The organism is Micromonospora sp. NPDC048169, from assembly GCF_040652815.1.
Lineage (GTDB): Bacteria > Actinomycetota > Actinomycetes > Mycobacteriales > Micromonosporaceae > Micromonospora.
The window spans coordinates 105,358-127,267 of sequence record NZ_JBEZMS010000008.1; the positions used below are offsets into that span (position 1 = coordinate 105,358).

At 73.8% G+C, this 21,910-nt stretch carries 14 protein-coding genes; 10 read left to right on the top strand and 4 right to left on the bottom strand.

Annotation, left to right across the window (positions count from 1 at the left end; translation table 11 throughout):
- Positions 1-29: 29 nt before the first annotated feature.
- The 3 genes from AB0D28_RS09920 (at position 30) to AB0D28_RS09930 (ending at position 4,505) form a co-directional block, all read left to right on the top strand.
- A complete protein-coding gene (locus AB0D28_RS09920; protein ID WP_357384113.1) occupies positions 30-2,474 on the top strand; it encodes a glycosyltransferase family 39 protein in 2,445 nt (814 codons plus the stop codon).
- 3 nt (positions 2,475-2,477) lie between these two features.
- On the top strand, positions 2,478-3,704 hold the full coding sequence (locus AB0D28_RS09925) for a dolichyl-phosphate beta-glucosyltransferase (protein WP_357384115.1): 1,227 nt from the start codon (positions 2,478-2,480) through the stop codon (positions 3,702-3,704).
- Positions 3,705-3,800: 96 nt separating this feature from the next.
- Entirely contained in the window at positions 3,801-4,505 is a 705-nt protein-coding gene (locus AB0D28_RS09930; RefSeq protein ID WP_357384117.1) for a helix-turn-helix transcriptional regulator, read from the top strand.
- A 7-nt stretch (positions 4,506-4,512) separates the two neighbouring features.
- Here the strand turns inward: AB0D28_RS09930 and AB0D28_RS09935 are convergent, their stop codons facing one another.
- The gene (locus AB0D28_RS09935; RefSeq protein WP_357384119.1) at positions 4,513-4,914 is read right to left on the bottom strand and encodes a VOC family protein; all 402 of its coding nucleotides are present in this window, start codon (positions 4,912-4,914) and stop codon (positions 4,513-4,515) included.
- Positions 4,915-5,096: 182 nt separating this feature from the next.
- Here AB0D28_RS09935 and AB0D28_RS09940 point away from each other — a divergent pair, with 182 nt between their 5' ends.
- The 4 genes from AB0D28_RS09940 (at position 5,097) to AB0D28_RS09955 (ending at position 10,183) form a co-directional block, all read left to right on the top strand.
- Complete coding sequence (locus tag AB0D28_RS09940) at positions 5,097-5,255, top strand: hypothetical protein (RefSeq protein ID WP_354871788.1); 159 nt, start codon at positions 5,097-5,099, stop codon at positions 5,253-5,255.
- Complete coding sequence (locus AB0D28_RS09945) at positions 5,252-6,667, top strand: methyltransferase domain-containing protein (protein ID WP_357384121.1); 1,416 nt, start codon at positions 5,252-5,254, stop codon at positions 6,665-6,667. Before AB0D28_RS09940 ends, AB0D28_RS09945 begins: the two co-directional genes overlap by 4 nt.
- Positions 6,660-8,723, top strand: coding sequence for a sulfatase-like hydrolase/transferase (locus tag AB0D28_RS09950; protein WP_357384123.1), 2,064 nt, complete (start codon positions 6,660-6,662; stop codon positions 8,721-8,723). Before AB0D28_RS09945 ends, AB0D28_RS09950 begins: the two co-directional genes overlap by 8 nt.
- A gap of 176 nt (positions 8,724-8,899) precedes the next feature.
- Positions 8,900-10,183 (top strand): citrate synthase, encoded by a 1,284-nt coding sequence (locus tag AB0D28_RS09955; protein WP_357384125.1) that lies wholly within the window; start codon positions 8,900-8,902, stop codon positions 10,181-10,183.
- A gap of 176 nt (positions 10,184-10,359) precedes the next feature.
- On the opposite strand, the gene AB0D28_RS09960 is transcribed toward AB0D28_RS09955, so the two are convergent.
- Entirely contained in the window at positions 10,360-11,757 is a 1,398-nt protein-coding gene (locus AB0D28_RS09960) for a glycosyltransferase family 4 protein (protein WP_357384127.1), read from the bottom strand.
- A 315-nt stretch (positions 11,758-12,072) separates the two neighbouring features.
- Here AB0D28_RS09960 and glgX point away from each other — a divergent pair, with 315 nt between their 5' ends.
- From glgX to treZ, 3 genes are read left to right on the top strand one after another with little or no spacing between them, the layout of a single operon-like run.
- Positions 12,073-14,193: a glycogen debranching protein GlgX gene (glgX, locus tag AB0D28_RS09965; protein WP_357384129.1), complete on the top strand. Its 2,121-nt coding sequence runs from the start codon at positions 12,073-12,075 to the stop codon at positions 14,191-14,193.
- A 3-nt stretch (positions 14,194-14,196) separates the two neighbouring features.
- On the top strand, positions 14,197-16,497 hold the full coding sequence (gene treY / locus AB0D28_RS09970; protein ID WP_357384131.1) for a malto-oligosyltrehalose synthase: 2,301 nt from the start codon (positions 14,197-14,199) through the stop codon (positions 16,495-16,497).
- Positions 16,494-18,227: a malto-oligosyltrehalose trehalohydrolase gene (treZ, locus tag AB0D28_RS09975; RefSeq protein WP_357384133.1), complete on the top strand. Its 1,734-nt coding sequence runs from the start codon at positions 16,494-16,496 to the stop codon at positions 18,225-18,227. Before treY ends, treZ begins: the two co-directional genes overlap by 4 nt.
- A gap of 4 nt (positions 18,228-18,231) precedes the next feature.
- On the opposite strand, the gene AB0D28_RS09980 is transcribed toward treZ, so the two are convergent.
- Both AB0D28_RS09980 and AB0D28_RS09985 read right to left on the bottom strand, forming a co-directional pair.
- The gene (locus AB0D28_RS09980) at positions 18,232-21,057 is read right to left on the bottom strand and encodes a BTAD domain-containing putative transcriptional regulator (RefSeq protein ID WP_357384135.1); all 2,826 of its coding nucleotides are present in this window, start codon (positions 21,055-21,057) and stop codon (positions 18,232-18,234) included.
- A 123-nt stretch (positions 21,058-21,180) separates the two neighbouring features.
- Positions 21,181-21,801 carry a hemolysin gene (locus AB0D28_RS09985; protein WP_357384137.1) on the bottom strand — a complete coding sequence of 207 codons (621 nt, stop codon included), beginning with the start codon at positions 21,799-21,801 and terminating at the stop codon, positions 21,181-21,183.
- Positions 21,802-21,910: the final 109 nt, after the last annotated feature.

The following is a 21,910-nucleotide window of genomic DNA, read 5'->3' on the forward strand; positions in this document are numbered from 1 at the left end:
GGTCAGCGGGCGCTCCGAGGCTTGCCGGCATGGACAGAACCGAGAGCCTGCCGACCGCGCCCACGGCCGATCCACCCGGCGTCGAGCCGGCCCCCGCGCCCGTACCCCTGGAGACCCGCGCCGGCCGCGACCCGCGCTGGGCCCGGCCGGCCCTGCTCGGCCTGCTGGTCGTGACCACGCTGCTCTACCTGTGGGGACTGGGCGCCTCCGGCTGGGCCAACGCGTTCTACTCCGCCGCCGTGCAGGCCGGGTCGCAGAACTGGACCGCGTTCTTCTACGGCTCGTCCGACGCCGCCAACTCGATCACCGTGGACAAGACCCCGGCCTCGCTCTGGCTGATGGCGCTCTCGGTGCGCATCTTCGGCCTGAGCAGCTGGTCGATCCTGGTGCCGCAGGCGCTGCTCGGCGTCGCCTCGGTCGGCGTGCTGTACGCGACGGTCCGCCGCTGGCACGGCCCGGCCGCCGGACTGCTCGCCGGGGCGGTGCTCGCGCTCACCCCGGTGGCGACGCTGATGTTCCGGTTCAACAACCCGGACGCGCTACTGGTGTTCCTGCTGGTCGCCGCCGCGTACGCCACGGTGCGCGCGGTCGAGACGGCGAGCACCCGGTGGATAGCGCTGACCGGCGTGCTCGTCGGCTTCGGCTTCCTCACCAAGATGCTCCAGGCGTTCCTGGTGATCCCGGTCTTCGCCGGGGTCTACCTGCTGGCCGCGCCGACCGGCCTCGGACGGCGCATCCGCCAGCTCCTGCTGGCCGGGCTCGCCGTGGTCGTCTCCGCGGGCTGGTGGGTGGCGATCGTCGAGCTGGTGCCGGCGAGCGCCCGCCCCTACATCGGCGGCTCGCAGAACAACAGCATCCTGGAGCTGACGCTCGGCTACAACGGCCTGGGCCGTATCACCGGCGACGAGGTGGGCAGCGTCGGCGGCGGTGGTGCACGGCCCGGCGGCGGTGGACCGTTCTCCGGTCAGGCCGGGCTGCTGCGGATGTTCGACACCGAGGTCGGCGGGCAGATCTCCTGGCTGCTGCCCGCCGCGCTGATCCTGCTGGTCGCCGGGCTGTGGCTGGCCGGGCGGGCGCCACGTACCGACCGGACCCGGGCCGGTCTGCTGCTCTGGGGCGGCTGGCTGCTGGTTACCGGGCTGATCTTCAGCTTCATGTCCGGCATCTTCCACGCCTACTACACGGTCGCCCTGGCTCCGGCGGTCGGCGCGCTGGCCGGCATCGGCGTCACCGGGCTGTGGCGGGCCCGTTCCGGTGCGGCTTCGGCTGCGCTCGGCCCGGCCGCGCCGGCCCGGTGGCGTGGGTTCGCCGCCACGCTGGTCCTGGCCGCCACGCTCGCGGTCACCGCCTGGTGGTCCTGGCGCCTGCTCGGCCGCACCCCCGACTGGCATTCCTGGCTGCGCCCCACGGTGCTGGCCGTGGGCCTGACCGCAGCCGTCTTCCTGGCCGCGCCGGCGTTCCTCACCCGCCCCCACCGGCCCGTTCCGCCGTCTCCCACCTCCCCGCCGTCTCCCACCTCCCCGCCCTTGCCCGGCTCCCCGCCCTCCTCGTTGATCAAGGAGTCTATGTCCGGGAGCGGCGATCACGATGACGCGAACTCCTTGGTCAACTCGGGGGCAGGGGAGGGGGCGGCTGGGCCTCGGGGAGGGTTTGCCGGGCGGGTTGTGCGGTGGGTGGCGCCGGTGGTGTCCGTCGCCGGGATCGCGGTGGCGCTGGCCGGGCCGGCCGCGTACGCGATGCAGACCGCCGCCACCCCGCACAGCGGCTCCATTCCGAGCGCGGGGCCGGCCGGAGCGGGTGGCCTCGGTGGCCCGGGCGGCCCGGGCGGGCGGATGCCGGGCGGCGGGAACGGGCAGTTCCCCGGTGGCCCGGGCGGCGGGAACGGGCAGTTCCCGGGCTTCCCTGGCGGCCCGAACGGCACCGGCTCCAGCGGCACGGGCCCGGACGGCGGGGCGAACGCCGGTGGATTCCCCGGATTCCCGGGCGGTGGTTCGGCTCCGGGCGCGCCCGGCGGCGCCGGCACCGGCACCGGCACCGGCACCGGCGGCGCCGGTCCGGAGCGTGGCACGGGCCCGGACGGCCGGGGCCAGCGCGGCGGGGGCATGGGCGGGCTGCTCGACGCCCGCGAGCCGAGCGCCGAGATGACCGCGCTGCTCACCGCCGACGCGGACCGCCACACCTGGGTCGCCGCCACGGTCGGCTCGAACAACGCCTCCGGCTACCAGCTGGCCACCGGCCGGCCGGTCATGCCGATCGGCGGCTTCAACGGCAGCGACCCGTCGCCGACGCTGGCCCAGTTCCAGCGGTACGTCGCCGACGGGCGGATCCACTACTTCCTCGGCGGCGGCGGGTTCCGCGCCAACGGCGGCAGCAACGCCTCGGCCGAGATCGCCGCGTGGGTCGCCGACAACTTCACCGCGACCACCGTCGACGGCGTGACCGTGTACGACCTGAGCAGCGGAAAGCAGGGCTGAGCGGTGGCGGAGACGTACGCGCCCCGGGCGGCTGTGCAGGCCCGGCCCGCCGCTGGCAGCGCGGTGCTCGACGTGGTGGTTCCGGTCTACAACGAGGAGGCCGACCTCGGGCCCTGTGTCCGGCGGTTGCACGCGCACCTGACCGCGCACTTCCCGTACCCGTTCCAGATCACGGTGGCCGACAACGCCAGCGTGGACGGCACCCCGGCGGTGGCGCGGGCGCTCGCCGACGAGCTGCCCGGGGTGGGGGTGCTGCGCCTGGACGAGAAGGGACGCGGACGGGCGCTGCGCGCCGCGTGGTCGGCGTCGCCCGCGCCGGTGCTCGCGTACATGGACGTGGACCTGTCCACCGACCTGGCCGCGTTGCTGCCGCTGGTGGCGCCGCTCATCTCGGGGCACTCGGACCTGGCCATCGGCACCCGGCTGGCGCGGACGAGCCGGGTGGTCCGGGGCGCGAAGCGGGAGGTGATCTCGCGGGGCTACAACCTGCTGCTGCGGGGTGCGCTCGCGGCGCGGTTCTCCGACGCGCAGTGCGGGTTCAAGGCGATCCGTGCCGACGTGGCCGCCGGGCTGCTGCCACTGGTACGGGACACCGGCTGGTTCTTCGACACCGAGCTGCTGGTGCTGGCGCAGCGGGCCGGGCTGCGCATCCACGAGGTGCCGGTGGACTGGGTGGACGACCCGGACAGCCGCGTCGACATCGTCGCCACCGCGCTGGCCGACCTGCGGGGCATCGGCCGGCTGGGCCGGGCGCTGGCCACCGGGGCGCTGCCGCTGGCGCAGCTACGCGCCCAGCTCGGCCGGGGACCGTTGTCGGCGCCGCCCGCGCGCGTGCCGGCCGGTCTGCCGCGCCAGCTCGTGCGGTTCGCCGCGGTGGGCGTGGCGAGCACGCTCGCGTACCTGCTGTTGTTCCTGCTGGCCCGCGGACCGCTCGGGGCGCAGCCGGCGAACCTGCTGGCGTTGCTGCTCACGGCGGTGGCGAACACGGCGGCCAACCGGCGACTCACGTTCGGGGTCAGCGGGCGGCGGCACGCCGGCCGCCACCACCTCCAGGGCCTGCTGGCGTTCGCGCTGGGCCTGGCCCTGACCAGCGGCTCCCTGGCCGCGCTGCACGCCGCCATCACCACCCCGAACCGCGCGCTGGAGCTGACCGTCCTGACAACGGCCAACCTGGCCGCGACAGCCCTGCGCTTCCTCCTGCTCCGCCTGGCCATGCACCACCGCCGGTAACCCCTTCCACCCGTCGATCATGAGGTTGACGGCGCGACACGCCGGGCGCCGACACGGTCAACTTCATGATCGACGGGCGGGTGGCAGGGTTGGGGCGTGTACCGGGAGTGGGCGGCAGTGGGGGTTCCGGGCGGGGTGCTGTGGAGCAGCGTGTCCGGCGGCAGCGAGACGCGGGTGCTGCCGGACGGGTGCGTCGACCTGCTCTGGTCCAGCCGGTCCGGGCTGCTGGTCGCCGGTCCGGACCGCACCGCGCACCTGTCGCGGTCGGCGCCGGGGGACCTGTGGATCGGGCTGCGCCTGCCGCCGGGCACCGGCCCGGCCGTGTTCGGGGTGCCGGCCGAGGAGCTGCGGGACCGCCGTGTACCGCTGGCCGACCTGTGGGGCCGTGCCGCCGCCGAGGTGACCGAGCGGGTCGAGGCGGCGCTGGCCGCGCCGGGCGGCGAGGCCGCCGGGGTGCTGACCCGGGTCGCCCGCGACCGGCTGCGCGCGGCCGGCGGCCCCGACCCGCTCGGCGCGCGGGTCGCCGCCCGCCTGGCCGCCGGGGCCACCGTGGCCGCGACCGCCGCCGAGGTCGGCCTCGGCCCGCGCGCCCTGCACCGGCGCAGCCGGGCCCTGTTCGGGTACGGCCCGAAGACGCTGGCCCGCATCCTGCGGATGCGCCGCGCGCTGGACCTGGCCCGCGCCGGTGCGCCGCTCGCCGAGGTGGCGGTGCGCATCGGGTACGCCGACCAGGCCCACCTGACCCGCGAGGTACGCGAGCTGGCCGGGGTGCCGCCCACCCGGCTGCTCGGCCGCGACTGAGCGCCGGTCAGCCGGCGGCGGGCAGCGGGGCGAACAGGTCCACCCCGTTGCCGTCCGGGTCGTGCAGGACCGCGTACCGCTGGCCCCAGAACGCGTCCCACGGCGGCAGCTCACCGTGATGCCCCGCGCCGGTCAGCTCGGCGTACCAGCGGTCCACCTCGGCCGGGTCGGCGCAGCGGAAGGCCAGGCTCATCCGGTTGTTGCCGCCGGACGGGTCGAAGTCGGGGTGGAAGCTGCGGATCACCTCGACCGTGTCCCAGGCCAGCCGTACGCCGTTCGGCAGGGTGACCTCGACGTGCCCTTCCGTCTCGGTGCCGGCCGGGATCGGCAGCCCCAGCCGCCGGTAGAAGTCGAGCGTGCGGGCCATGTCGGTGACCACGGCCCCGATCAGATCGAACTGCGGTGTCATGCCGGCCACGGTAGACACGACCGGCCCGGCCCGTCTTGAACGGATCGGACGGGGGACGAGTGGCCGGTGTGGCCGCGCGGCCGCTCGCCGAGACGTTACGGTGGGGGACAAGCCCGGCTTAGAGCAATAAAGCTCCCATTCCGGGCGTGCACATGATGACCGGCGACGGAAGGAAAGCAGCCGTGACGCATCTGGCCTACCTGGACGCGGGATCCGGCAGTCTCATCGTGCAGGCGGTGGTCGGCGGGGTGGCCGGGGTGGCCGTGGCCGCCAAGCTCTACTGGCGTCGCCTGACGTCCCGGTTCCGGCGTCAGCCCACCGACCAGGGCCCGGCGGCGTGACGATCCCCGACACCGGCGTCCGCGTCGAACCCGGATCCTTCCGCGACCCCGGCAACCGGGTGTTCCACCGGGGCGAAGAGGTGCTGCGCGGGCTCGACGAGCGCTCCACCCGCGACTGGCGGGCGCTGTCGGTCACCGACTTCTTCCGGCGGGCCACTGCCCGGGGACAGATCGTCGGCACCGAGGAGCTGACCCCGACCCCTGTCGACGCGCCCTGGACCACGATGCTGCGGCACGAGCGGATCCCGTTCGTCTCGCACCCGTACGAGTGGTCGTCAGCAATGCTGCGCGACGCCGCGCTGCTGCACCTGGACGTGCTGCGGGCCGCCCTGGAAGCCGGCTTCACCACGAAGGACGGCTCCGCCTACAACGTGCAGTGGCGCGGCGCGCGGCCGGTCTTCATCGACGTCGGCTCGTTCGAGGCGCTGCGTGACGGCGAACCCTGGGCCGGCTACCGGCAGTTCTGCCAGACGCTGCTCTACCCGCTGCTCATCCAGGCCCACCTCGGGCTGGACTTCCAGCCGTTCCTGCGCGCCCGCGTCGACGGCGTCGAACCGGACCAGATGCGCCGGCTGTTCGGCGGCACCCGGCGCTGGCGGGCCGGCGTGCCCACCCACGTGCACCTGCACGGGGCCATGCAGGCCCGCAACTCCGCCGCGAGCACCACCGACGTCCGCGCCCAGCTGCGCGCCGCCGGGTTCTCCCGCGAGCTGGCCCTGACCACGGTACGCGGACTGACGAAGCTGGTCCGCCGCCTCGACCACCGGCCCGGCGGCAGCCACTGGTCGGACTACCAGCGCACCTGCGCGTACTCGGTGCCGGACCGCCAGGCCAAGGAGGAGTTCGTCGACCGGGCGGTGGCCGCCGTCGGTGGCGGCTCGGCGCTGGATCTGGGCGCCAACGACGGCCGGTACGCCCGTATCGCCGCCCGGCACGCCGCGCACGTCGTCGCCGTCGAGCAGGACCCCGCGGTCGTCGACACGCTCTACCGCGCGCTGCGCGACGAGGGCGAGACACGGATCCTGCCGCTGGTGATGGACCTGGCCGACCCGTCGCCGGGCGGCGGCTGGCGCGGCGTCGAGCGGGCCGCGTTCGCCGACCGGGCCCGCGCGGACACCGTCCTGGCCCTGGCCGTCGTGCACCACCTCGCGATCGGGCGCAACGTGCCGCTGCCCGAGGTGCTCGACCAGCTCACCGCGCTCACCGCCACCGGCGGCAGCCTGGTGGTGGAGTTCGTCCACCCGGACGACCCGATGGCCCGTCGGCTGCTGGCCAACAAGCCCGACGGCCTGTTCCCGGACTACCGGCGCGACGCCTTCGAGACGCTGCTCGCCCGCCGGGGCCGGGTGGTCGCCCGCACCGAGCTGCCCTCCGGCACCCGCACGCTCTACCAGGTGGTGGTGGGTGGCTGAGGACACCCTCGCACCACCCCGGGACCACGCCGCCGTCCAGGTCCGGCGGGAACGCCGGCAGTGGTGGCGGGCCGAGGCGGCCCGGCTGGCCGAGGTGGTGGCGCTGGCCGGGCTGGTGGTCACCCAGCCGCTGCTCGACGTGCTCGGCCGCAGCCCCGACTTCTTCCTGTTCCACCGCGCCTCCCGGACCGACGTGCTGCTGCTTGTCGCCCTGATCACGCTCGCGCCGACGATGGTGCTCGCGCTGCTGGGCGCGCTGGCGCTGCTCGGCACGCTCGCGCTGCCCGCCGGGCGTCTCATCCGGGCCGCCGTGCACTCCGCGTTCGTGGGCCTGCTGCTCGCCGCGCTGGCGGTCCAGGTCGGCCGGCACGTCACGCCGCTTCGGGGCGTACCCCTGCTCGTCGTCGCCGGTGTGGCCGGTGCCGCCGGGGTGGCCGCGCACCGGCGGTGGCGGGCCCTCCGGCGGGTGCTGCGGGTGGCCGCCGCCGGGCCGCTGGTGTTCGTCGGGTTGTTCCTGTTCGCCTCGCCCGCCTCGGCGGTGGTGCTGCCGCGCGGCGAGGGCGGCGCGGCCGGTGTGGCCGGCGCGGGCGCGCACCCGCCGGTGGTCATGATCGTGCTGGACGAGCTGCCGCTGGTGTCCCTGCTCGGCCCGGACGGACGGATCGACGCCACCCGCTACCCGAACTTCGCGGCGCTGGCCGGCGGGTCGACGTGGTACCGCAACGCCACCGGCGTCAGCGGCTGGACGCCCTACGCGCTGCCCGCGATGCTCACCGGACGCTACCCGGAGCGGGGCGTGGCGCCGCACTACTCGCAGTACCCGGACAACCTGTTCACCGCGCTCGGCGGCCTCTACCGGATCAAGGCCGAGGAGAGCATCACCCGGCTCTGCCCGCCGAGCCGCTGCGAGCAGGCCACCACCCCGGAACAGGGGCTCGGCGTGCTGGTCCGGGAGAGCGGCAGGCTGCTGGGCCGGATCGCCGCGCCGGTGGACAGCCGGATCGACCCCGAGGACTCCTACCGCGAGCGGACCGCCGCCGAGGCCGGGCTGGACGCCGCCGAGCCGGTGCCTGACGACCCGAAGTTCCGCTGGGACACGCTCGACGACAACCAGCCGGCCCGGTTCACCTCGTTCCTGGCCGGGCTGCGCCCCGACAGCCGGCCCACGCTGCACTTCCTGCACCTGCTGATGCCGCACTCGCCGTGGGCGTACCTGCCGTCCGGGGCGCACTACACGGCGCCGGAGGACCTGCCGAACGACGGCGCCGGCTGGGTCGACCTGGCCCGTGCCCGGCACCTGGCCCAGCTCGGCTACACCGACCGGCTGATCGGCGAGACGCTGCGGACGCTGCGCGCCTCCGGCCTCTACGACAAGGCGCTGGTGGTGGTCACCGCCGACCACGGGGTGAGCTTCCGCCGCGACTGGCAGGGGCGGGGGATGGACGCCATCGACCACGCGGCGAACGAGGTGGCCTGGGTGCCGATGTTCGTCAAGGAGCCCGGCCAGCGCGCCGGACGCGTGGACGACCGCAACTGGGAGCACGTCGACCTGCTGCCCACCATCGCCGACGAGACGCACATGCGGGTGCCCTGGCGGATGGACGGCCGGTCGGCCAAGGCGGCCCCGCGCGAGCGGGCCGACAAACGCTTCTACGACCGCCCCGGCCAGCCGGTCACCGTCACCGGCGGTGTGCCCGCCCCGCTCCCGCCGCTTCCCGTCGACCCGCTCGTCGGCACCCGGGTCGGTGACGTACCGGTCGGCGGGACCGCCACGGTCGCGAACCGGGACGCATTCGACGCTGTCGACCCGGCCCGTGGCGGGCTGCCCGCGCTGGTCTGGGGCACCGTGCCGGACGGCGTACCCGACGGCACCCGGCTCGCCGTGGCGGTCAACGGGACGGTCGGCGCGGTGGTGCCCGTGGTGCCGCCGGACGCCGGTGGGCGGCGGTTCGCGGCACTGCTCGCCGACGACCGTCTCTTCGCCGCCGGAGCCAACCGGCTCGACCTCTACCGGGTCGGTGACGGCGGGACGCTGCGGCGGCTCACGCTGTCGTGACGGACCTCCCGAACGTGCCCATGGCCGCGCTCCCAACCGGTTTCCGAACCGGCTGGCCGGGAAACAGGTGACGCACACCTCACCCTCAAACCATGACGAGCGGTGTTCTCCGCGCCGTGATTACGGTAGAAGCGAAGGCAATTCAACGAAGATCTTGCCGGCGAAGCGAGGAACAGATGACGGAAGTCAAGCTCGACCACCCCGGTGGGCAGCTGTCGATGCCGGTGCAGTCCGCGGTTGAGGGCCCCGCCGGGATCGGGGTGAGCAAGCTGCTCAAGGAAACCGGGATGACCACGTACGACCCCGGTTTCGTGAACACCGCGTCCTGCTCGTCCGCCATCACCTACATCGACGGTGATGCCGGCATCCTGCGGTACCGGGGTTACCCGATCGACCAGCTGGCCGAGAAGTCCTCCTTCCTGGAGGTCTCCTACCTGCTGATCTACGGCGAGCTGCCGTCCCAGACGCAGCTCACCGACTTCAGCGAGCGGATCCGGCGGCACTCGCTGCTGCACGAGGAGATGCGCCGCTTCTTCGACGGCTTCCCCCGCGACGCGCACCCGATGGCCGTGCTCTCCTCGGCCGTCAGCGCCATCTCCACCTTCTACCAGGACAGCCTGGACCCGTTCGACTCCGAGCACGTGGAGATGTCCACGGTGCGCCTGATGGCGAAGGTTCCCACCATCGCCTCGTACGCGTACAAGAAGTCGATCGGGCAGCCGCTGCTGTACCCGGACAACTCGCTGGGCTACGTCGAGAACTTCCTGCGCATGACGTTCGGCGTACCGGCCGAGCCGTACGAGGTCGACCCGGTGGTCGCCCGGGTGCTGGACATGCTGTTCATCCTGCACGCCGACCACGAGCAGAACTGCTCCACCTCGACCGTGCGGCTGGTCGGCTCCAGCAACGCCAACCTGTTCGCCTCGGTCTCGGCCGGCGTGAACGCGCTGTTCGGGCCGCTGCACGGCGGCGCCAACCAGGCCGTGCTGGAGATGCTCCAGAAGATCCAGGCCGACGGCGGCGACGTCCGCTCCTTCGTGCAGAAGGTGAAGGACAAGCAGGACGGCGTGAAGCTGATGGGCTTCGGGCACCGGGTCTACAAGAACTACGACCCGCGCGCCGCCATCGTGAAGAAGGCCGCCCAGGACGTGCTCGGCCGGATGGCCAAGCCGGACCCACTGCTGGACCTCGCGGTGCAGCTGGAGGAGATCGCGCTCGCCGACGACTTCTTCGTGTCCCGGCGGCTCTACCCGAACGTGGACTTCTACACCGGCCTGATCTACAAGGCCATGGGCTTCCCGACGAAGATGTTCACGGTGCTGTTCGCGCTCGGCCGGCTGCCCGGCTGGATCGCGCAGTGGCGCGAGATGATCAACGACCCGGAGACGAAGATCGGCCGCCCGCGGCAGATCTACACCGGCGCCGCCGAGCGGGACTACGTCCCCGCCGCCCAGCGCTGAGGTGCAAGGAAGGGCCCCTTCTTAACGCCTCCGGTAGAGGAGGGGCCCTTTTTAACACGCGGACGACGAAGGCCGCCGACCCTGCTCGGGTCGGCGGCCTTCGTCCTGTGCACCGGGGTGCGGGGCGTTAACAAGGTGCCCTTCCTCTACCCGGGGCGTTAAGAGGGGGCCCTTCCTTACCGCAGGCCGGCGGCGGTGAGGAGGTTGCCCTCGGGGAGGGCCGGCACTGGGTGGCCGTGGGCCATGCGGTGCTGGGCGCGGGCGGCGGTGAACGCCGGGTCGCCGGCGATGGCGGCGGCGTACGCGGCGGCCGTGCGGGACGCGATGGCCGCCCAGCCGTACTGCTCGTGCACCATGGCGCGGGCCCGACGGGCGAGCGCGCGGGCGTGGTCCCGGTCGGACAGCAGCGTGTGTACCGCCTCGGCCAGCCCGTCCGGGTCGTGCGGGGCGAACGTCATCCCGGTGACGCCCGGCTCGACGATCTCGGCCAGCCCGCCGGTACGGGCGACGGCGAGCGGCGCGCCCGCGGCGGCCCCCTCCAGCGCGACCATGCCGAACGGCTCGTAGATGCTCGGCACCGCGAAGCAGTCCGAGGCGGCCATCACGGCGGGCAGCTCGGTGCCGCCGAGGAACCCGGGCATGCTCACAGTGCCGCCGAGCCCGAGGCGGTGCACCTCGCGCTCCAGGTCGGCCTTGTACGGCCCGTCGCCGACGATCACCGCGCGCAGGCCGGGGTGCCGGTCGCGCAGCCGGGGCAGCCCGGCCAGCAGGTGCTGCACGCCCTTCTCGTACACCAGGCGGCCGGCGAACGTCACAAGCGGGCCGTCGGCGGCGAACCGGGCCCGCGCGGCGGCGACCGCCGAGGCGGGCACCCGCCAGCGGTGCGGCTCGACGCCGTTGGGCACCACGTCCACCCGGGCCGCGTCCACCCCGAACAGCGCGCCCACCTCGTCGCGCATGTAGCCGGAGCAGACGATCACCCGGCCGGACTCGCCGGCCAGCCAGTGCTCGACACCGTGGATGGTGCGGTTCATCTCCTCCGGCAGCCACCCCTGGTGCCGGCCCGCCTCGGTGGCGTGGATGGTGCTGACCAGCGGCACGTCCAGGTGCTCGCGCAGCGTCATCGCGGTGTGTGCGACGAGCCAGTCGTGGGCGTGGATGACGTCGTACGAGCCGGACTCGGTGGCGCGCAGGGCGGCCCGGGTGAGCGTGTGGTTGAAGGCCATGGTCCAGGCCAGCAGCGACGAGGTGGCGAGCGGGAACCGGACCGGGTCCTCGGCGGCGCGGACGACGCGTACGCCGTCGGCGTACTCCTCCAGGGGAGCGCCCTCGGCGTGGCGGGTGACGACTGTGACCTCGTGCCCGGCGGCGGCCAGCGCCACTGACAGCGCGTGCACGTGGCGGCCGAGCCCGCCGACGAGCACCGGCGGGTACTCCCACGACAGCATCAGGATGCGCCGGGACCGGGGCGCGGACCCGACCGGCGACGGGGGCGCCGGGCGGGAGGTGAGGGTGGGCCGGTGGAGCCGGTCCGTCGCGGTGGCGGGCTGCGCGCCGACCCGCAGAGTGGTCACGTGGATCTCCGTCCATGCATGGTGAGGCACGCCGGCTTCGGTGGCGGCGTCGAGCGATGGTGAGGGGTGGCCGAACGGCCGGGCGGGCCCGCGGGCGCAGGTCCGGATCCAGGAAAGTCCATCCGCGGCCGGCGCGCATCTCGAAAGGGGCGATCGTGACGGATGACACCCGAACGTCTATCCGTTCTCAGGAGGGTGGATTCGGTTACGGTCCGAACGGATGGATTGGTCGTGGCGACGACTGGGCATCACCGGCGTGCGCATCGGCGGTCTCCCCTGTCCGGTGCGCTCACGATCATGGGCCGAAGGAGCGACATGCAGGTCTGGCCGGGCGAGAGCTACCCCCTCGGCGCCACGTACGACGGGATGGGCACCAACTTCGCGATCTTCTCCGAGGTGGCGGAGAAGATCGAGCTCTGCCTGTTCGACGAGTGGGACATCGGCACCGAGCGCCGGGTGGAGCTGCGCGAGGTCGACGCGTACGTCTGGCACGCCTACATCCCCGGCGTCGAGCCCGGCCAGCGCTACGGCTACCGCGTGCACGGGCCGTGGAACCCGGCCGAAGGGCTGCGCTGCAACCCGCACAAGCTGCTGCTCGACCCGTACGCGAAGGCGGTCGACGGGGAGGTCACCTGGCACCCGTCGGTCTACGACTACGAGGTCGGCGGCGACCCGGACCGGATGAACACCGTCGACTCGGCGCCGTACATGCCGAAGTCGGTGGTGGTGAACCCGTACTTCGACTGGGGCAACGACCGGCCGCCGCGCACCCCGTACCACCACTCGGTGATCTACGAGGCGCACGTGCGCGGGCTGACCATGCGCCACCCGGGCATCCCGGAGGAGCTGCGCGGCACGTACGCGGCGATCGCCTCACCGGTGATGATCGAGCACTTCAAGCGGCTCGGCGTGACGGCTGTGGAGCTGATGCCGGTGCACGAGTTCGTGCACGACCACCGCCTGGCCGACCTGGGGCTGCGCAACTACTGGGGCTACAACACCATCGGCTTCTTCGCCCCGCACCACGGCTACTCCGCGCTGGGCCGCCTCGGCCAGCAGGTGCAGGAGTTCCGGGGCATGGTCAAGGCGCTGCACGCCGCCGGCATCGAGGTCATCCTCGACGTGGTCTACAACCACACCGCCGAGGGCAACCACCTCGGGCCGTCGCTGAGCTTCAAGGGCATCGACACACCCAGCTACTACCGGCTCTCCGAGTCCGACCGGCGCTACTTCGTCGACTACACCGGCACCGGCAACAGCCTCAACGTGCGCAGCCCGCACTCGCTGCAACTGATCATGGATTCGCTGCGCTACTGGGTGACCGAGATGCACGTCGACGGCTTCCGGTTCGACCTGGCGGCCACGCTGGCCCGCGAGTTCTACGAGGTGGACCGGCTGTCCACGTTCTTCGAGGTGGTGCAGCAGGACCCGGTGGTCGGCCGGGTCAAGCTCATCGCCGAGCCGTGGGACGTCGGCCCCGGCGGCTACCAGGTCGGCAACTTCCCGCCGCAGTGGACCGAGTGGAACGGAAAATACCGCGACACGGTCCGTGACTTCTGGCGCGGCGAGCCGGCCACGCTCGCCGAGTTCGCCTCCCGCATCTCCGGCTCGGCCGACCTCTACCAGGACGACGGCCGACGCCCGTTCCACAGCATCAACTTCGTCACCTGCCACGACGGGTTCACGCTCACCGACCTGGTCTCCTACAACGACAAGCACAACGAGGCCAACGGCGAGGACAACCGGGACGGCGAGAGCCACAACCGGTCCTGGAACTGCGGCGTCGAGGGGGAGACCGACGACCCGGGCGTACGCGCGCTGCGTGCCCGGCAGCGGCGCAACTTCCTGGCCACGCTGATGCTGTCCCAGGGCGTGCCGATGCTCGGCCACGGCGACGAGCTGGGCCGCACCCAGCGCGGCAACAACAACGCCTACTGCCAGGACAGCGAGATCGCCTGGGTCGACTGGGACCGGGCCGACGACGAGCTGCTGGACTTCGTCCGCCGGCTCACCGACTTCCGCAACCGGCACCAGGTGTTCCGCCGCCGCCGGTTCTTCACCGGCCTGCCGGTGGGCGGCCGGGCCACCGGTTCCGGGCTGCCGGACCTGGCCTGGTACACCCCGGACGGCCGGGAGATGACCGGCGAGGACTGGGGCAACGACTTCGGGCGTTCGGTGGCCCTGTTCGTCAACGGCGACGGCATCGGCGAGCGCGGCCAGTACGGCCAGCGCCACCGGGACGACTCGTTCCTGCTGCTGTTCAACGCGCACGACGCGCCGCTGGACTTCACGCTGCCGGGCGAGGAGTTCGGCAGCGGGTGGGAACTGGTGATCAGCACCGCGGAACCCGACCCGGAGAAGACGACGCTCGTCGAGGCGGGCGGCACGGTCTGCGTGCCGGACCGCTCGCTGCTGGTCCTGGAGAGGACGGCCTGACCGATGCCCGACACCCCTCGCTCGACCTACCGGGTCCAGGTGCGGCCCGGCTTCGACCTGGACACCACCGCCGAGCTGACGGGCTACCTCGCCGCGCTCGGCGTCACCCACCTCTACACCGCGCCCCTGCTCACCGCCACCCCTGGCTCCACGCACGGCTACGACGTGGTCGACCACCGCGCGGTCAACCCGCAGCTGGGCGGCGAGGCCGCGCGGGCGCGGCTGGTCCGGGCGCTGCGCGCGGCCGGGCTGGGCCTGGTCGTGGACATCGTGCCCAACCACGCCGGGGTGGCCCGGCCGGAGGCCAACCCGGCCTGGTGGGACGTGCTGCGGCGGGGACGCGACTCGGCGTACGCGCGCTGGTTCGACATCGACTGGGAGCGCGGGCGGCTGCTGCTGCCGGTGCTCGCCGACACCGCCGACGCGCTCGACGACCTCAAACTCGTCGGCGGGGAGCTGCGCTACCACGAGCACCGCTTCCCGGTCGCCGACGGCACCGGCGACGGCACGCCCCGCCAGGTGCACGACCGGCAGCACTACGAGCTGGTGAACTGGCGGCGCGGCGACGCCGAACTGACGTACCGCCGGTTCTTCGCCGTGTCCGACCTGGCCGGCCTGCGGGTGGAGGACCCGGAGGTGTTCGACGCCACCCACGCGGAGATCCTGCGCTGGGTCGACGCCGGGGAGGTCGACGGCATCCGCGTCGACCACCCGGACGGGCTGCGCGACCCGGCCGGCTACCTCGCCCGGTTGCGCGCCGCCGCGCCCGGGAGCTGGCTGGTGGTGGAGAAGATCCTGGAGTACGGCGAGGACCTCCCGGACTGGCCGGTCGACGGCACCACCGGCTACGACGCGCTGGCCGCCGTGTCCGGGTTGTTCGTCGACCCGGACGCCGAGGCCGACTTCACCGCGCTGGACGGCCGCCTCACCGGGCGGCACACCTCGTGGGAGGACCTGACGCACGCCACCAAGCTGGAGGCCGCCACCCGGCTGCTCGCCGCCGAGCTGACCCGGCTGGCCGCGCTCGTGCCCGAGGTGCCCGGCGAGCAGGTCCGCGCCGCCCTGGCCGAACTGGCCGCGTGCTTCCCGGTCTACCGCGGCTACCCGCCCTCCGGCGCCCGGCACCTGGCCGCCGCCCGCAGCGAGGCAGGCCGCCGCCGTCCCGACCTGACCGGCGTGCTGGACGCGGTCACCGCCCGGCTACGCGACCCCGGACACGAGCTGGCCGCCCGGTTCCCGCAGCTCACCGGCGCGGTGATGGCCAAGGGCGTGGAGGACACCGCCTACTACAGGTGGAGCCGGTTCGTCGCCCTCAACGAGGTCGGCGGCAGCCCGGCCCACTTCGGCGTGCCAGCGGCCGAGCTGCACCGCTTCGCCGCCGCCCGGCACGTGCGCTGGCCGGCGAGCATGACCGCGCTCTCCACCCACGACACCAAACGCGGCGAGGACGTCCGCGCCCGCCTCGCGGTGCTGTCCGAGCTGCCCGGCCGCTGGGCCGAGCGGGTCGCCGACTGGATGTCCCGGGCGCCGCTGGCCGACCCCGCGCTGGCCCACCTGCTCTGGCAGACCGCCGTCGGGGCGTGGCCGATCGAACGGGACCGGCTGCACGGGTACGCCGAGAAGGCCGCCCGGGAGGCGTCGGTCGCCACGAGCTGGGCCGATCCGGACCCGACCTTCGAGCACGAGCTGCACGCCCTGGTCGACCGGATGTACGACGACCCGGAACTGCACGCGCAGATCACCGCGTTCGCCGCCGAGATCACCCCGCCCGGCTGGTCGAACGCGCTCGGGCAGAAGCTGGTGCAGCTCGCCATGCCCGGCGTGCCGGACGTCTACCAGGGCACCGAACTGTGGGAGAACTCGCTCGTCGATCCGGACAACAGGCGGCCGGTCGACTTCGCCGTACGCCGGGACCTGCTGGCCCGGCTCGACGCCGGCTGGCGGCCCGCGGTGGCCGCCGACGGCGCGGCCAAGCTGCTCGTGGTGTCCCGGACGCTGCGGTTGCGCCGAGACCGCCCGGACCTGTTCGGCGGCTACCGGCCGGTGCCGGCGCGCGGCCCGGCCGCCGCGCACGCGGTGGCCTTCGACAGGGGCGGCGCGGTGGCGGTGGCGACCCGGCTGCCGCTGCGGCTGGCCCGCTCCGGCGGCTGGCGGGACACGGCGGTGTCACTTCCCGTTCACGAGTGCACCGACTTGTTCACCGGACGGGTCTACAGTGGTTCTGAGCTGCTCCTGGATGATCTGCTGAGCACCTACCCCGTCGCCCTCCTCGCACCCACCGACTCTGTGGAGGCCGCCGCATGACCGAGTTCACGGTATGGGCGCCCGAGGCCACCCGGATGCGGCTGCGCCTGCCCGGCGTCGCCGACCACGAGATGCGTCAGGGGCCGGACGGCTGGTGGCGGGCCGAGGTGCCCGACGCCGGGCCGGGCACCGACTACGCGTTCCTGCTCGACGACGACGAGCAGGCCCTGCCCGACCCCCGCTCGGCCTGGCAGCCGGCCGGGGTGCACGGGCCCAGCCGGCTCTACGACCACGCCGCGTTCGCCTGGACCGACGCCGGCTGGACCGGCCGGCAACTGCCCGGCAGCGTGCTGTACGAGCTGCACATCGGCACGTTCACCCTCCAGGGCACGTTCGACGGGGCGATCGCGAAGCTCGACCACCTGGTCGACCTCGGCGTGGACATGGTCGAGCTGCTGCCCGTCAACGCGTTCAACGGCGAGTACAACTGGGGTTACGACGGCGTCTGCTGGTACGCCCCGCACGAGCCGTACGGCGGCCCGGACGGCCTGAAACGGTTCGTCGACGCCGCCCACGCCAAGGGCCTGGGGGTGATCCTCGACGTCGTCTACAACCATTTCGGGCCCTCCGGGGCCTACGCGCCGCGATTCGCGCCGTACCTCACCGAGCAGAGCAACACCTGGGGCCGCACCGTCAACCTGGACGGCCCGCACTCCGACGGGGTACGCCGCTACATCGCCGACAGCGTGCTGGGCTGGCTGCGCGACTACCACGTCGACGGGCTGCGGCTGGACGCCGTGCACGCCATGCCGGACGGCCGGGCCGTGCACTGGCTGGAGGAGGTCGCCGCCGAGGTCGAGGCGCTGTCGGCGCACCTGGGCCGGCCGCTGTCGCTGATCGCCGAGAGCGACCTCAACGACCCGCGCCTGATCACGCCCCGCGAGGCGGGCGGGTACGGCCTGCACGCCCAGTGGAACGACGACGCCCACCACGCGCTGCACACGCTGCTCACCGGCGAGCGGCAGGGCTACTACGGCGACTTCGGCTCCCTGGAATGCCTCACCGACGTGCTGACCGGCGGGTTCTTCCACGCCGGCACCTGGTCCAGCTTCCGGGGCCGCAGTCACGGCCGCCCGGTCGACAGGCAGCGCACGCCCGGCCACCGCTTCGTGGCGTACCTGCAGAACCACGACCAGATCGGCAACCGGGCCACCGGCGACCGGATCTCCGCCACGCTCTCGCCCGGCCTGCTGCGCGTCGGCGCGACGCTGCTGATGACCGCGCCGTTCACGCCGATGCTGTTCATGGGGGAGGAGTGGGCCGCCGCCACGCCGTGGCAGTTCTTCACCAGCCATCCCGAGCCGGAACTGGCCGCGGCGGTCGCCACCGGCCGCCGGCGGGAGTTCGCCGACCACGGCTGGGCCACCGACGACGTGCCCGACCCGCAGGACCCGCAGACGTTCCTGCGGTCCCGGCTGGACTGGGCCGAGCTGGACAAGCCCGAACACCGCGAGACGTACGACCTCTACCGGCGGCTGATCGCGCTGCGCCGCTCCCGGGCCGACCTGTCCGACCCCCGGCTGGACCGGGTCGACGTCCGTCACGGCGACCGGTTCCTGGTGATGCGGCGCGGCGACACGCTCGTGGTGGCGAACCTGGCCGACCGGGCGCAGCGGATCAACCTGCCCGGTGTGGTACGCCGCGTGCTGCTCACCACCTCCGAGGGCGTCACGGTGATGCGCGACGGCATCGAGCTGCCGCCCGAGTCGGCAGCCATCGCGGCGCTCTGACCGCTCACCGGTGAAGTTTGCGCCGTACCGCCTCGGCGTCGGCGTGACCGAGCTCCTCGTACAGCGCGAGTGACCGCCGCCAGGCGTCCCGGGCCGCGTCCGCCCGCCCGGCCGCGGCCCATGTGTCGCCGAGGTGGTCCAGCACGATGCCTTCGGCGTGCCGGTCACCGATCTCGGCGAACAGGGCGAGGGCCTGCTGGTAGCAGTCCACGGCGTGCTCGTACTCGCCCAGGTGGTGGTGGGCGAAGCCGATGCTGTCCCACGTGTTCGCCTGCCCGTACGCGCTCCCTGCCTGCTCGGACAGGGCGAGCGCGCGGCGGCAGAAGGTGATCGCGTCGTGGTGCTCGCCGAGCTGCGAGTGGTACCAGCCGATCGCGTTGAGCGCGACCGCCTGCTTGAGCGGGCTGCCGACCCGTTCGTAGAGGGCGAGACTTCGCCGCGCGTGCGGCAGGGCCTCCCGGGGCTGCCGCTGCCGGTCGTGCAGCATGCTGAGGTCGAAGTGGGTGTGCGCCCGCCCCTCGTCGTCGCCCAGCGCGGCGAACAGATCCAGCGCGGCGAGCAGGTTGCGCTGCGCCTCGGCGTACCGGCCGAGGTTGGAGCAGGCCCCGGCCAGGAGCCGGTGTGCCTGGGCCTGGGCCGGGCGGTCGCCGGACCGCCGGGTCGACTCGACCGCCCGGCGGGCCACCGCGGCCCAGTCGTGCCAGTGGCCCTGCCTGTCGAAGTAGGTCGCCAGGGTCCACGAGAGCTGACCGGTGGCGACGTCGAGGCCGGCGCCGGCGGCGTACTCGATGGTCGCGAGGAGCACCTGATGTTCGCCGGTGAACCAGGCCAGCGCCGCCGCCAGGTCGTCGAGCCGTTCGGCGGTCACCCCCGGCGCGGCGGGGGCCAGGGTCAGCGGATCGCGCTGCGGGGACAGCAACAGCGCGGCCGCGTGCGCGGTGTGCAGGTGGTGGTCGACCAGCCGGCGCAACGCGGACCGGGAACCGGCCGGGTCGCCTCTCGCCCGCTCGACCGCGAAGCTCCGGACCAGGTCGTGCATGCGGTACCGGCCGGCGACGTGTTCCTGCACCAGGTGCGCGTCGAGCAGTTCGCGCAGCGGCCGGCGCAGCTCGTCGGGCGTACGGGCGGTCAGGCTGGCCGCCGCGGCCCGGCCGATGTCCGGGCCCGGGGCGAGGCCGAGCAGCGCGAACACCTCGGCCGCAGCCGGGGTGAGCGCCGCCAGCGATCGGGACAGCACCACCCGCAGGTTCGTCGTCACCTCGTCGCCGGCCAGCACGTCCAGCGGGCTGACCGCTGTGGTCAGCTCGGCCGCGACGGACGACAGGGCCAGTTCGGGGTTGAGTGCGGCGCGGGCCGCCACGATCCCGAGCGCCAGGGGCAGACCCCCGCAGAACCGCAGGATGTCCGCGACGGCGTCCGGCTGTCCCGCCACCCGCGTGGCGCCCACCTGCCGGACGATCAGCTCGCGGGCCTCGTCGTCGGGCAGCACGTCCAGCGGCAGCGGTCGCGCGCCGTGGGTGGTGACGAGACCGGCCAGCTGCCGTCGGCTGGTCACCAGGACCGCGCTCGTGGGGGTGCCGGGCAGCAGCGGGATCACCGTGGCGGCGTCGCGGGCGTCGTCGAGGACCACCAGCAGCCGGCGGCCGGCGACGAGCGTGCGGTACAGCGACGCCTGGGCCTCCGGATCGGCCGGGACACGCGCCGACTCGACGCCGAGCGCCTCGAGGAAGCCGCGCACCGCGACCGGCCACCCCACCGGGTCCGAGGTCGGGTCGAAGCCGCGCAGGTTGACGTAGAGCTGCCCGTCGGGGAAGCGATCGGCGTTGGCGTGCGCCCACCGCAGGGCGAGCCAGGTCTTGCCGACACCACCGCCGCCACCGATGGACGAGATCACCACCGGGGACCCGGCGCCGTCCGGGCGTCCCGCGTCGCCGAGTTGTTCGTCGAGGCGCGCGAGCTGGGCGGTCCGGCCGGCGAAGACGCCTGGTGACGCGGGTAGCTGCCGGGGCACGGTGCCCCCACCCCGTGCCGTGCCGGTCGGGCCGGTGGCCGTCGCGCTCGGTTCTTCGCCGCCCGCCGGCTCCGGCGGTGCGACCGCCGTGTCGGCGGTGAGGATCTGCTGGTAGAGCTGTGCCAGCGGCGGGCTGGGGTCGGCGCCGATCTCGGCGGCCAGCCGGCGGCGCAGCCGGTGGAAGTGTTCGAGGGCGTCCGCCTGCCGCCCGCACCGGTACAACGCGAGCATCGCCTGCGCCGCGAGGCGCTCGTCCCACGGGTGCCGGCCGCTCAGATCCAGCAGGTCGGGGAGAAGGCGGGCGTGCGCGCCCCGGCGCAGCGCGATGTCGTTGCGGTCCAGCGCGGCCGCGAGCCGCTGCCGGTCGAGGGTCTGCCGGTAGGCCGTCAGCCACGGCGTGGTCAGCCCGTCGAACGCGTCGCCGCGCCAGAGCCCCAGCGCCCGCTCCAGGCAGCCGATCGCCGTCGCGTCGTCCGCGGCGCGCCGGGCCCGCTCGGTCAGCGCGCGGAAGCGGTGCAGATCGACGCGGTCCGGATCGACGGCGAGCAGGTAGCCGGGATGGCGCCGGACGATACGGACCTCGTCGGCGCCGGCCAGCGCCTGCCGCAGCCGGGACAGGTAACCACGCAGCGTGGTGGCGGCCCCGTCCGGCACCTCGTCGCCCCAGACCCGGTTGATGAGCTGTCCGGTCGGGACGACACGGTTGGGCTCGACCAGAAGAGCGGCGAGGACGCACTGCTGACGGGCGTGACCGATCCGGACCGTCCGGCCGTCGACCCGGACGTCCAGGTCGCCGAGCACCCGGAACTCCACCGCCACGGGCTGTCACGGTAGCCGCGTGCGGTCATGGTCGGACCGGGCTTGACGACGATCCGACAGGCGGGGGCGCGACGGTGCGCGGGGCCCGTTCTCCGAGCCCCGCGCACCGCCGTGCCGACGGGGTCACGGGCAGTTGACCACGATTTCCACACTGGGCCGGCAGTCGTCGAACACCACGTCCGGGCCGCCGTCACCGTCGTCCACGCCGGGACCGCCGACCAGGGTGTCCCCGCCCTTGTCGCCGAAGAGGTGGTCGTCGTTGCTGCCGCCGTCCACGCGGTCGTTGCCGTCCAGGGCGCTGGGCCCGATGAACCGGTCCCCGTGGATGGTGTCGGCGCCGCCGTCGCCGTGGAGGTTGTCGTCACCCAGGTCGCCCCAGATGTCGTCGCCGTTCAGCCCGCCGTAGACGATGTCGTCGCCGGTGTTGGCCTTGATGTCGTCGTTGCCGGCGAGGCCGCAGATGATGTCGTCGTAGACGCTTCCGACGATGACGTCGCGAAGGGTCGTGCCGATGATGAACTCCGGGCCGTTGGTGTTGGGGCTGACGTAGCGCCCTCCGGCGACGACGTACACCGTGGTGTACCCGGCCGGCACGGGCGCCCCGGAGTACGGGCCGCAGTCGGCGGGGACCACATAGGCCGCCGACGCCGGGGTGGCGCCGCCGGCCAGGCCCGCGGCGGCCAGGCCGAGCGCCCCGATCACCGAAGCGACGGTACGCGGGGTGAAGAGGTGATTGTGTGACATGACGCTTCTCCTTGCGGTTGTTGTGTACGAGAAGCGTCACCGGCGAGCGTTCAGCGGACGTGCAGCAAACGTGCAACCGGGGCGGGGAGCGGTGAGTTCGTCCGGGGGG

Bases quoted from the DNA above. Each gene is read 5' to 3' on its own strand.
- AB0D28_RS09920 (WP_357384113.1), top strand. From the start codon at position 30: ATGGACAGAACCGAGAGCCTGCCGACCGCGCCCACGGCCGATCCACCC.
- AB0D28_RS09935 (WP_357384119.1), bottom strand. From the start codon at position 4,914: ATGACACCGCAGTTCGATCTGATCGGGGCCGTGGTCACCGACATGGCC.
- AB0D28_RS09955 (WP_357384125.1), top strand. From the start codon at position 8,900: ATGACGGAAGTCAAGCTCGACCACCCCGGTGGGCAGCTGTCGATGCCG.
- glgX (WP_357384129.1), top strand. From the start codon at position 12,073: ATGCAGGTCTGGCCGGGCGAGAGCTACCCCCTCGGCGCCACGTACGAC.
- treY (WP_357384131.1), top strand. From the start codon at position 14,197: ATGCCCGACACCCCTCGCTCGACCTACCGGGTCCAGGTGCGGCCCGGC.
- treZ (WP_357384133.1), top strand. From the start codon at position 16,494: ATGACCGAGTTCACGGTATGGGCGCCCGAGGCCACCCGGATGCGGCTG.
- AB0D28_RS09985 (WP_357384137.1), bottom strand. From the start codon at position 21,801: ATGTCACACAATCACCTCTTCACCCCGCGTACCGTCGCTTCGGTGATC.